The sequence below is a fragment of the Pseudomonas sp. GW821-FHT07G06 genome, assembly GCF_058986625.1.
The window spans coordinates 1-10818 of record NZ_JBYSVW010000021.1; the positions used below are offsets into that span (position 1 = coordinate 1).

Sequence of the window (10818 nt, forward strand, 5' to 3'; positions counted from 1 at the left end):
TCTTCAGCAATCTCCAGATCGCAAAATCAAAATCAAAAGATCGCAGCCTTCGGCAGCTCCTACATTATCTGTTTTCCCCCGGGATTCCGGGAAGTCCCTTTTTTATGGCACCTGGCTCAACCCCTTGCGGAAACCGTCCTCCAGCTTTCGACAAACCTCCGCGATGATGCTTTTTCCGACTGCCGGGCCGGAGTAGCTCTCTATTTCCTCGCGGCATTGTTCGGCGGCATCACGGGCCTGCATGCTTTCCCTGTCTTGCAATGTGTTGCTGACATAAAAGCCGACCGCCAGGTACAAGGTGATTGCGACAGTGATTCCGACGACGATCTTGCCGACCCGGCCCATTTTCTTTTCTGACGGTATTGGCCACCCGGGTGGGATTCGTATTTTTTGCCTGAGGTCGGATTGGCAGTGTTTACATAAAATGGCTTCAGCCATGATGACTTCCGCGCAATAGGGGCAACTCTTTTTTCCAGCCTCCACAGATGAAACTCCTTTTTCAAAACGAGATTCTATCATTGGGTTCGGGGGCGAAAGACAGCGTCGCTGCTCAGCCGGTTGATTCCACAGCCAGAAACGGACAGTGGAGCGTGAGCCCGAACCCAAAGCGCTGGCATCTCCCCGCCTGTTTTTTGTTGAATAGTCTGTTTGAGGTATTACCGAGGGCTGAGTTTGATCAACCATGACACCAGTATTTTCCCACGTGTCTGCACGGTTGCTTCATCCATCAATCACAACGAGGCGCTTGATAGCTATGGAAAAAGTCATCTATCTGCTGTGGCGTGATACTCAAGTCAGTCCTGATACCTTCACCCATCGCCTGCGCAGTGAAGTCGCCGGGCAATTGCTGGCACTCGGTGCCTGTGGCGTGCAATTGAACCTCTCCGATGTCGATGTGCAGCCCGCAGCCGGACTGCGCCAGGAAAACAACCGACCACTGCCCGATGCCAGCCTGTCGCTGTGGCTGGACAGTGCCAACGGGCCCGCTCGTGGTCCTTTCGACGGCGTCATCACGGCCGCAACGGCACGCATGGCTGCCTACCTGGTATGCGAGTCGGTAGCCATCGCCAATACTCGCTTCCCTTCAACGCCCGGTGAACGTACTCACGGGTTCGCCCAGTTGGCCCTGCTGACCCGACCTCCGCGTCTGACGCCCGAAGCCTGGCTGGACATCTGGCGCAACCATCACACTGAGGTGGCCGTAGACACCCAGGACAACTTCCAATACGTGCAAAACCTGGTGGTGCTGGCGCTGACGCACGGTGCGCCAAGGATCGATGCCATAGTCGAAGAATGTTTCCCACCCGCTGCCATGACCGATCCCCGGGCCTTTTTCGATGCAGTGGGCGACGAAGCGAAATTCCAGCGCAACCTGGCGACGATGATGGACAGCTGCAGCCGATTCCTCGATTTCGACAAGATCGACGTGCTGCCTACCAGCCAGTACTGTCTGTAGGACCGGGTAATCGCCAAGCGTGCGCGGCTGAATGTTGATGTCCACTTTTCCAGGGTGCTGATTCGGCCATCAGTCACCCATCGACCCCAGTAGCCACTGGCGAAATATCTCGGCAGCGGCAGAACGCTTGCGATGTTTGAGCGATACCAGGAACTCGCCATTACCCGTCACGCATTCGAAAGGCGTCACCCGCTGCAATTCTCCCTTGGCCAGCGCCTCATCCGCCATGAACGACCAGGCCAGGCCGATGCCCATGCCTTGTTGAACGGCCCGATACGCCAACGTCAGCTGGTTGAAGACCGGGGCTTTGTCCCGCGCGACGAAGTCGATACCAAAGTGGCCGAACCATTGATGCCAGTCCAGACACTGCCAGGCGCAGGTGTCTATCTGCACCAGGTTGGCTTGCGCCAATTGTTCGAGTGTCTCGACCCCCGAGACATCCAGTGAAGGATGAGCCACGGCGTAGACGATTTCCGGCAGCAGGAAATCGCTGTCCAGCGAGGGCCATTGGCCGGAACCATAGAGTACGCCCACGTCGAAATCATTAAGGCTGGCCTCATCGAACTCATTCATTGCGTGAACGTGTACGGCGATGTCGGGGTACGCCTTGTTGAATTCGATCAGTTTCGGGAACAGCCAGAATTGGGCCAGGGCATGGGTCGCCAGCACCGAGACGGCGTTGGACTGATGAACGTTGCGAATTCGCGTGACGCTTTGGTACATCGTGGTGAGGAGCACGTTGACCGTCATCAGCAGTTCATCCCCTGCGCTGGTCAACTTGACCCCTCGTGGCTTGCGCTCGAAGAGCGGGACGCCCATGCAGTCCTCAAGCTGGCGCATCTGTTTGCTCACGGCGCTCTGGGTCAGAAACAGTTCGCCGGCGGCGCCCGTGAAGCTGGCGTGTCGTCCCACGGCCTCGAACGTGATCAGGGTCTCCAATGGAGGCAAGGTACGCAGATAACGGTTAATGACGGTTCTCCGGGACGGGCGATTGCCGCAAGACATTCCCCTGCGGAATGGGTGACCAACTTTATATCGCAGGTGGCGCTTACCTGCCATGGCTAGAATGCGGCTGAACAGCCTGCCAGAGCCGAGATGATGAACAGTGGAGTTGTATTTGCGATATTGGCGGGTGCCATCTGGGGTGGCGTGATTATCGGCCCTTCGTTGCTGCCGGAATTCAATGCCGTGCTGATCAGCAGTGTGCGGTTTGCCCTGTACGGGATGATCTCGCTCCTCGTGGCCCTGCCCATCGCGTCCCGCCTGCTGTCGCGTTTGACGCGCAACGATGCCTGGATGCTGCTGCGCCTGTCACTGACCGGCAATATCCTGAACTACGCGCTCCTGGGTGCTTCCGTACAACTGAGCGGGGTGACCGCGGCCGCCCTTATCAACGGCATGATGCCGGTCGCCATCACCTTTCTGGGGCGTAGCGATGCAGGGTCCCTGCCCCTGACCAGGCTCAAGCTCCCCCTGCTGATGGTATTCCTGGGCATCGTATCGGTCAGCCTGGAACATTCGGGCACGGGGGCGGCGAGCACCTCACTGTCTTCCCGGTTGCTGGGCTTGGCCTGCGGGTTCAGTGCCGTGGCCTGCTGGTCGTGGTACGCCACCCACAACGCCCGTTATCTCAAGCAAAGCCATTTCAACAGCAGCGAGTGGTCGACGCTGACCGGCATCGTGACGGGCATCGTGGCGATCGTGTTCGGCATCGCGGCCTTGATGCTGTTCCCGAACCTGGTGCCCTCTGAGGTTGAAAGCAGCCGCTGGACGACTTTCCTGTGGGTTTGCCTGTTCCTGGCACTCTGTGGTTCATGGCTGGCCAATGGGCTCTGGAATGCTTGCTCGCGTCGAATGCCCGCGTCGTTGAGCGGCCAGATGATCGTGTTCGAAACGCTGTTTGCCTGCGTATACGGCTTTCTGTTCAGCCAGCGCATGCCTGGCTTGATGGAAGTGGTCTCGATCATGCTGCTGGTGGGCGGGGTCGTATGGGCGGCGAAACGTCATCGGATGATGCCGGTGAAACAGGCTGAACCCTGCGAATGACAGCCGATACCGTGGCGCAAAGCCGGGTATCGGTGCCGACACTTTCAGCGACTTCGAGACGATGGTCAGGGCAGAGGCTGGAGGCTGGTCTTGAAGGCAGTGACCACACGGTTACGGCCTTGGTGTTTAGCGTGATACAGGCGTTGATCGGCTGTACGCAGAATGGCCTCGATGGTGTCGCCATCGCGACCGGATTGCGATACACCGATGCTCACTGTGACCACGGTTGACCGCTGCAGGCCATGAAAAGAACTATTGGCCACGGTGCTTCGCAGACGCTCGGCGATTTCGTGCGCGCCTTCAAGTGAAGTCTGAGGCAGCAGTATCATGAATTCTTCTCCGCCCACTCGGGCCACACCGTCATACGGCCGGATCGAATCGAGGCATTTCTCCACGAAACTCTTCAGGATGTCGTCGCCAACCTGATGCCCGAAGCGATCGTTGATGGACTTGAAATTATCCAGATCCAGTGCCAACACGGAGAACGGCGCATCGCCGCGTTTGGTCCGGCCGATTTCGCCCTCGACCCGCTCCATGAACCGACGCCGATTATCAGCGCCTGTCAGTGGATCGGTCGCCGCCAGGTGCCCGAGTTCCTGATTGGTGCGCTGGAGTTCCTGCAGGGCGCTCTCGGCATACGCCATCGCTTCGGCAAGACGCACCATCAACTCTTCCTGGCTGTAGATCCTGGAAAACGACCGCGTGGTGAGGAACGCTTGCACGACCCCATAGCTCAACATGAAGAACCCACCGGCGAAGATCGCGTGGGCGAGCCACCACATATGGTTCCACGGACGTGCAAGGATGAAGGCAAGGGAGGACAGCCCGAACGCGGTGACCGAGATGATGAAAATGGTCATCAGCGGTGAACGGATACGGCGCAGCAGGAGTATGGTCACGGTCAATGTGGAAAGAACGAGGGCACCCCCCTCCATCGACAGGCGCACCGCGAGATTGCCGGCGATCGACGAATTCGCGACGTACGCCACTGCCAGGTCAACCACCAGGAACAGTCCTATCCAGGTCAACCACGGACGGGCCTTCATTCGTTGGTCCGCGGCATCCGGTGGGCGGTGGTACGACAGCATTCCGATTAACAGCAAGATCGACATGACCAGTCGAGAGGCCGGTCCATACAGCAGGAAGAGCCAGATATTGTGGTGTGCAAGCCCGGTGAACGCACCATGCAACGCGTAGATCACTACAAAGCCGAGAAATCCAAGCGTCATCCATCGCAGCAGCGGCTCTCCCGATGACTGATAACAGCGCCACGTGACGTAAGTAACAAACAGGCCGGCCAGGGTGGCTGCCGTGATCGCAAAGATATGGAACAGGTGATTCTCGAATAAAAGCGTGGGGTCCTGAAAAAAGTACAAGTAGCCAATCAGATAGGCCGGAACCAGCGCAAACCCTGCGAGCAGCAAGCAGGCGTAGACCTTGACCATCAGGCGAACGGCTTCAGGTGGCTCGTCGGTGGCGATGAAATTGATCATGGGTCCCTCCGGTTTCGATCCGTTCATAGTTTTTTCAGGAAGCCCAGTAGCAGCTCATTGACCTCTGTCGCGCGCTCTTGCTGTACCCAGTGGCCGGCACCTTCGAGGATATGACACCCGCGCAGTTCCGGCAGTGTCTGCGCGAAGGCTTCGATCTGCCGCGGGGAACTCGGAAACTTCAGCACGCCGTCGCGGCTCCCGGCTATGAACATCGACGGCTGCCGAATAATGCAACCGCGCCAGGGTGCCAGCAGTGCCCATGAGCGCGTCATGTTGCGGTACCAGTTCAAGCCGCCGCGAAATCCGCTGCGGGTGAATTCACGGCTGTAGTAGGCAATATCCTCCAGGCTTAGCCAGCCTGGCAGGGTTTCGGGCTCGATCATCGCGCCCAGGAAGCCCTGCCCCGGCTGCAGCCGGCCGAACACCGGCCCCTCGGGCCCGTCACCCGAGCCATTGAAGTAGATGCGCCGGATCGACGACTCGACGTCCCTTTCCAGCTCGGTCTCGGCCACACCCGGCGCCTGGAAATACTGGATGTAGAAGTCACTGATACCCCGCGAGACCAGCGCGCTGAGGAGCTCCACGCGCGCCGGCGGCGAGAAGGGAACGCTCATGCCGACCACGGCGCGAAACAGATCGGGTCGCATCAATGCTGCGCTCCAGGCCACCTGCGCGCCCCAGTCATGGCCGACGATCACGGCTTGCTGCTCGCCGAGTGCGTTGACCAACTCGACCATGTCGCCTACCAGGTGGAGCGTGGTGTAGGCGTCGGGCTCGGCCGGCGCATCTGTGCCGCCATAGCCGCGCATGTCGGGTGCTACCGCCCTGTAGCCGGCGGCCGCCAGCGCCGCAAGCTGGTTGCGCCACGAGTACCACAGCTCCGGAAAACCATGGCACAGCAGGACCAGCGGGCCGCTACCTTGCGTGGCTATCCGCATGCGGATGCCGTTGATGTCGAGCAGTTCGAGGTGTGGCTCGTTCATGTGCGCTTCCTGCGATTCAAGCGATGGCCCCCAGCAACCGTGGCAAGCTCGCCAGCGCCTGTTGCCTGCTGACAGAGAGCCGATGCAGCTGTGCCAGTTTTTCGGTGTCGGTTTCCTGCAGCCCCCTGACCACCGCCGTCATGAAGAACAAACGCGACTGCTTGATCCAGCGGGACAAGCCTTCATGCTCTCCCCAGCGTAGCTGGTTACCCAGGTAGACCGCCCAGATTCTGATCCAGTCCGTGGGGACATGAGGCGGCGGGACCATCCTGCACATTGAGTTCATTTGCGCTTGATCGACCAGGTGGCTCTCCACATAGGCAATCAAGGCTGCGCTGAACACGGGTTGGCAGCTGCTGACCATCAACAGGTTGATCTTGCCGCCGTCGAACACCTTCATGTCAGGCAGTGTCGGGATGGCACTGGCGCTGCAGTCAATGTGCAGAGCATGTGGGCTCGTGGTAATGCTGCCCTGCTCGAGCGCAATGCGCGTTGGCTCGATAACGCGCACCCTCCCCAGGCGCACGACGTTGTCGATGCGTCGAAGCTCGCGTAACTCCGCTTGAGTGACGGTGGCGCAGCGGTAAGCAGTGGGTTCGACGGACTTATCTATGCGCAAGAGCTGGCCCGCCGCCTCAAGCCTGGAGAACAGGTCCGGGATCGAGTCTGCGGCGGCGATGGCCTCGAACTGTGCCGTGAGGCCGCCGATGGTTTGTTCGAAGCTGTCGAGGCCGGGTTGCACGTTGGCCCGATCGATCAACCACGGATCGTTCGGCATGATCCAGCAGATTGTTGCGGGCGCAACACCGTTTTGCAGCAACCACAGGCAAGCGTCGATCCCGGTCTTGCCCGCTCCCACCACGACGTAGCTGGCGTATGGGTGGCGGATTTTCGGCAGGTCGTTCAGTGGCACGCATTGCACGCCGGGTTCCACCCTGTACCTGGGCGGGTGGGTCGAGGGCACCGCTGTCTGGGCATGGGTGGCGTCCACCACCTTTTTGCACACCCGGACCTGATGATCTGCGCCGCTGACGAGCGAGGTAAACCGGTGGTCGTCAAGGCGGTCGCCGGTGTAGTTGCACATGGGGAAAAAACGGACTCGACCTGAGGCCAGAAACTGCTGATTCATCACCTGATCGAAGTAGCTCACCACCTCGGCGCCGGAGGCCAGCTCATACAAGCCCTCGTTCAGTGCCGTCGTGTCTTTCGTACCACTGCCCAGTTCCCGTGAGTTGACGCCATAGCAGGTCGAGGGCTGATGTAACCGCACGAACGGGTAGGCATCATTCCAGTGCCCGCCAGCTCGTTCGTGTCGATCCACCATCACGATGCGTGCATTCGTTTCCTTGAGCAGCGTATCGACGAAGGCCATGGCCGTCGCGCCAGCACCAATGACCAGATAGTCGGTTTCGATCGGATTTTCGTCCATATGGCTGCACCTTCCTGAAGGTTGCCCTCCTTCAACCTCCGTAGATTAGCCACCCATGCCACGGGCAATAGAACGAATGCTTCTGACCTCCATAACCAATGGAATTAATGGCTGCAGCCCGCGCGCTAGACGGACACCCCGCCAACCGCCGGGCATCGATTGTGGTGATTACCGGCTGAATCCACAGCCGATTGTGCCTGTCACGAAGGACTCGGCCGACTGACTTGAAGGCACTGATTCACCCTGCTTAAAAATGGTTCATCACGCAATCCCGGGGGGGGAACACGGATAACGAAATATCTGTAGGAGCTGCCGAAGGCTGCGATCTTTTGGTTTTGCTTTTGCGATCTGGAGACTGCTGAAGATCAAGATCAAAAGATCGCAGCCTCCGGCAGCTCCTACAGGGATTTTTGTCCGTCCACGATATTCGCGGTGTACCCGGTCAATGTAGGAGCTGCCGAAGGCTGCGATCTTTTGATCTTCTTGCCCCCTCACGCCCTGAGCCTGTCCGTCAACCTGTGACGACCTCCATCGGCGCTTCTACCAACGTCGACCGGCTGCTCCTACAGAAGAGAAAGAGCAAAAAAAATCCGTCATGACATGTTATGACCTCCTTCAAAAACGGGCTTTGACCAACAAATTCAGGGGTTTTAGGACGAATGGTCGAGAGGCGTCAAGCGCGGGGAATTGCAGAGAGTTTGCAGCCACTACAGGCTTTTCAGACGGGCACGTTCGTCGTGGTTAAGTGAACTTCACTTTCATGACGTGTCACATTAAGTCCTTGTCAAGTGAACTTCAGTGGAGGTAAAGCCTTATGAGCATGGCCACGATCGTTAGTGCCGTGATTTCCAGTCTCGCACCCAGTGTCTTTGACCAGAACAACCTGCAAGACCCCGGTGCGCATGTCTCAGCCGTCGAATACCACTACGGTATGGACATCGATGTGAAACGGGTATTGCAGCGCACCGATACATCCGACAAGACCGGCGTCGTCCCGGTGACCCTGGTCTACGAAGACAGCGAGGGCGAGATTCACAAGATCCGTTTCCTCGAATGGGGTGGAAGCCCTGCCGCCGACCCTACCAGCATTGCCTGATCCGCACGTCGATCGGGTTCCGGGCCTCGCCGGCCCCAGAAGCGGAAGTTAAACCTCCTGTGCACTCAGTGCGATTGAGGTTTTGTGTTACCTGAAAATGGACATATTCGAATGACTGAAAGTTCATTCGCGAAACTCACTATTATCTTGGTGGCGTATTGCCCCAGGATTAATTGATAACAATGGCTGGATCTGAATGGCAGTCAGCAACGGTAATCAAGCCGTGCCGCGAGCCAAGTTGATTCACTATTGAATAAAAGAGGTCACCATGGAACTTAGTATGTTTTCTTCGTCCACCGTGGAATATGTGCGTTTGGGCGTTGTATATTTTCATCTCATCGCCTGTTGCGTGGCAATCGGGCTGGTCTTGACCAGTGACATTGCAATGGTCAAGCAACTCCTGAAGGGGGATGCGTCAGGTCATCAAGATGACGCGCACATGGAAAGCCTTCAAAAAACCGTATCGCTTGCACTTGTAGCGCTCTGGATTACTGGCATTGGTATCGTCGGGATCGATTATGCCGGTAAAGGGATGGAGTATTTCCTCAATCCAAAACTGCAAGCCAAAATCGGCATCGTTGTGCTGTTGACCTTTAACGGTTACCTGTTGCATAGCGCTGTATTGCCGGCACTGAAAAAAGCCGGTTCGTTACTCAAACTGTCCTTCAGCCTGCGCATGCTGGCGCTGTTCTCCGGTGCCCTCTCTGCCGTGTCCTGGTTCTATGCCGCCATGCTCGGCGTCGGTCGTCCGCTGGCCTGGAAATACTCGCTGGTCGAGTTGCTGGCAGCCTATCCGGTTCTCATCGTCGGCGGTTTCGGGATGATGGTCCTGCTCACTGCCTGGGCAAAAGACAGAGACACCGAAGCGCGTATGAAGCAAGGCTTCAAGACTCCAGGAAACGCCGCTCTCGCTGGATGGTGAAGCCAGGCTGAACAAGGAAGTTCAGCTTTAGCCAATAGAGCCTGCTGTTAGCAGTTCGAAAACGGTGCTGCTAACACCGGTTTAACCGAGATCCCGCGGCCTCTATCGCTTCCCCTTCATGCAGACTACGGAAAGATAAGCTCCCCAGAGAACACCACATACGGCAAGTATCAGCTCCGGATTGAAAACACTCTGATCGACCGGGGCCACCAGGATTTCGCTGTATAGGCACATGGCGCCCGCGATCAACGCAATAAAGTAGCCAGTGCGTGTTCTGGTTCGGCGCAGCAATAGAACCTTTTTCAGACCCTCTTCTTTCCATTCCTGACGGGGCATGAGTTGGATCTCCTCCAGCAGCACCACACCCCACAGTAATGCGCATAACCCATAACCTATCATCATGATGCCCTCCAGTTTGAACGTTGATTCAACATGAATGCAGCGTGCACTCAGTGCTCAACTTGTGAATATCCATTCCGGAGTCTTTTCTGACTCGTTGACGAAGACAACTCCATAGAGCGGACCAAATTTTTCCGAGGGGTAACTATGCTTGATTGGGACAGCCCCCGCTATCGACGTTAGCAGGAGTTCCTTGTGGAGATAACGACCTAAAGCTTGTAGTGATTCCACTACAAGTGGTCACCTCTAGGTCAACAGGCCGTTTTCGAGTGCATAGCGAGCCAGTTTCGCATTGCTGTCCATCCCGGTTTTTTCCAGGATGCGTGCCCGGTACGTCGTGACGGTACTCGGACTCAAATGCAGTATCTGAGCGATACGGACAATTCTTTCGCCTGCAGCGAGTAGCTTAAGTACTTCCAGCTCCCGGTCGGATAGCGCTTCGTGGGGGGCCTCGTCGCCTCTGCCGATGGCGTGGACCAGTTTTTCTGCCAGCTCAGGGCTGACGTGCTTGCCGCCTGCGGCCACCTTGCGGACTGCCGTCACCAGGGTGTCTGCGGAAATATCCTTGGTGAGGTATCCCGCTGCGCCGTGCTTGATTGCACGTAACGCATAGGCCTCGACCGAATGCATGCTCAACATCAGAACGGCGAGCTTGGGCTTGTGCGCACGCATGAGTTTGAGAAGCTCGAGGCCGTTCTTGTCGGGAAGCTGAATATCGACCAGCGCCACGTCGAAATCCTGCTCGCGGACCAGGAGCATGGCGTCTTGTGCCGTCTCGGCTTCACCCGTTACGTCGATCTCGCCGGCAGTCTCCAGCATGCGTCGCACGCCGCTACGCACGATGCTGTGATCATCCACCAGCAGGACTCTGATTTTTCGGTCAGTCATCTATCTTTTCCATTCGCACCCGCAAGGCCCTGGCCGTATCGTGTCTCGATGTACAGATGATGTTGAACCCGCCGGCCCAGAGGCGCGCGCTCATGCATTCCCACAC

At 57.7% G+C, this 10818-nt stretch carries 11 protein-coding genes; 5 read left to right on the forward strand and 6 right to left on the reverse strand.

What is annotated here, in order from left to right; all coding sequences use genetic code 11:
• Nucleotides 1-357 (forward strand): hypothetical protein (locus tag AC3WJW_RS26575; protein WP_493728037.1); only part of this gene is annotated, 357 nt, incomplete at its 5' end.
• A 397-nt stretch (nt 358-754) separates the two neighbouring features.
• Entirely contained in the window at nt 755-1456 is a 702-nt protein-coding gene (locus AC3WJW_RS26580) for an EthD domain-containing protein (RefSeq protein WP_493728038.1), read from the forward strand.
• A gap of 69 nt (nt 1457-1525) precedes the next feature.
• Here the strand turns inward: AC3WJW_RS26580 and AC3WJW_RS26585 are convergent, their stop codons facing one another.
• On the reverse strand, nt 1526-2461 hold the full coding sequence (locus AC3WJW_RS26585; RefSeq protein ID WP_493728039.1) for a LysR substrate-binding domain-containing protein: 936 nt from the start codon (nt 2459-2461) through the stop codon (nt 1526-1528).
• A 90-nt stretch (nt 2462-2551) separates the two neighbouring features.
• Between AC3WJW_RS26585 and AC3WJW_RS26590 the strand changes: the two genes are divergently transcribed.
• Entirely contained in the window at nt 2552-3502 is a 951-nt protein-coding gene (locus AC3WJW_RS26590) for a DMT family transporter (RefSeq protein ID WP_493728040.1), read from the forward strand.
• 65 nt (nt 3503-3567) lie between these two features.
• Here the strand turns inward: AC3WJW_RS26590 and AC3WJW_RS26595 are convergent, their stop codons facing one another.
• From AC3WJW_RS26595 to AC3WJW_RS26605, 3 genes are read right to left on the reverse strand one after another with little or no spacing between them, the layout of a single operon-like run.
• Nucleotides 3568-4995, reverse strand: coding sequence for a diguanylate cyclase (locus tag AC3WJW_RS26595; protein ID WP_493728041.1), 1428 nt, complete (start codon nt 4993-4995; stop codon nt 3568-3570).
• A gap of 23 nt (nt 4996-5018) precedes the next feature.
• Nucleotides 5019-5978, reverse strand: a complete 960-nt coding sequence (locus AC3WJW_RS26600) for an alpha/beta fold hydrolase (protein WP_493728042.1) — start codon at nt 5976-5978, stop codon at nt 5019-5021.
• Between the two features lie 16 nt (nt 5979-5994).
• Nucleotides 5995-7407, reverse strand: coding sequence for an NAD(P)/FAD-dependent oxidoreductase (locus AC3WJW_RS26605; RefSeq protein WP_493728043.1), 1413 nt, complete (start codon nt 7405-7407; stop codon nt 5995-5997).
• A gap of 814 nt (nt 7408-8221) precedes the next feature.
• Here AC3WJW_RS26605 and AC3WJW_RS26610 point away from each other — a divergent pair.
• Nucleotides 8222-8503 (forward strand): DUF2790 domain-containing protein, encoded by a 282-nt coding sequence (locus AC3WJW_RS26610; protein ID WP_493728044.1) that lies wholly within the window; start codon nt 8222-8224, stop codon nt 8501-8503.
• 268 nt (nt 8504-8771) lie between these two features.
• Nucleotides 8772-9425, forward strand: coding sequence for a hypothetical protein (locus tag AC3WJW_RS26615; protein ID WP_493728045.1), 654 nt, complete (start codon nt 8772-8774; stop codon nt 9423-9425).
• 102 nt (nt 9426-9527) lie between these two features.
• Here AC3WJW_RS26615 and AC3WJW_RS26620 read toward each other — a convergent pair whose 3' ends face one another.
• Complete coding sequence (locus AC3WJW_RS26620) at nt 9528-9827, reverse strand: hypothetical protein (RefSeq protein WP_493728046.1); 300 nt, start codon at nt 9825-9827, stop codon at nt 9528-9530.
• A gap of 243 nt (nt 9828-10070) precedes the next feature.
• Nucleotides 10071-10712, reverse strand: coding sequence for a response regulator (locus AC3WJW_RS26625; RefSeq protein ID WP_493728047.1), 642 nt, complete (start codon nt 10710-10712; stop codon nt 10071-10073).
• Between the last annotated feature and the right edge of the window lie 106 nt (nt 10713-10818).

What these genes read in the sequence shown, in the direction of transcription:
- AC3WJW_RS26625 (WP_493728047.1), bottom strand. Translation starts at nt 10,712, where the DNA reads ATGACTGACCGAAAAATCAGAGTCCTGCTGGTGGATGATCACAGCATC.
- AC3WJW_RS26590 (WP_493728040.1), top strand. Translation starts at nt 2,552, where the DNA reads ATGATGAACAGTGGAGTTGTATTTGCGATATTGGCGGGTGCCATCTGG.
- AC3WJW_RS26610 (WP_493728044.1), top strand. Translation starts at nt 8,222, where the DNA reads ATGAGCATGGCCACGATCGTTAGTGCCGTGATTTCCAGTCTCGCACCC.
- AC3WJW_RS26620 (WP_493728046.1), bottom strand. Translation starts at nt 9,827, where the DNA reads ATGATGATAGGTTATGGGTTATGCGCATTACTGTGGGGTGTGGTGCTG.
- AC3WJW_RS26595 (WP_493728041.1), bottom strand. Translation starts at nt 4,995, where the DNA reads ATGATCAATTTCATCGCCACCGACGAGCCACCTGAAGCCGTTCGCCTG.
- AC3WJW_RS26585 (WP_493728039.1), bottom strand. Translation starts at nt 2,461, where the DNA reads ATGTCTTGCGGCAATCGCCCGTCCCGGAGAACCGTCATTAACCGTTAT.
- AC3WJW_RS26580 (WP_493728038.1), top strand. Translation starts at nt 755, where the DNA reads ATGGAAAAAGTCATCTATCTGCTGTGGCGTGATACTCAAGTCAGTCCT.
- AC3WJW_RS26600 (WP_493728042.1), bottom strand. Translation starts at nt 5,978, where the DNA reads ATGAACGAGCCACACCTCGAACTGCTCGACATCAACGGCATCCGCATG.
- AC3WJW_RS26605 (WP_493728043.1), bottom strand. Translation starts at nt 7,407, where the DNA reads ATGGACGAAAATCCGATCGAAACCGACTATCTGGTCATTGGTGCTGGC.
- AC3WJW_RS26615 (WP_493728045.1), top strand. Translation starts at nt 8,772, where the DNA reads ATGGAACTTAGTATGTTTTCTTCGTCCACCGTGGAATATGTGCGTTTG.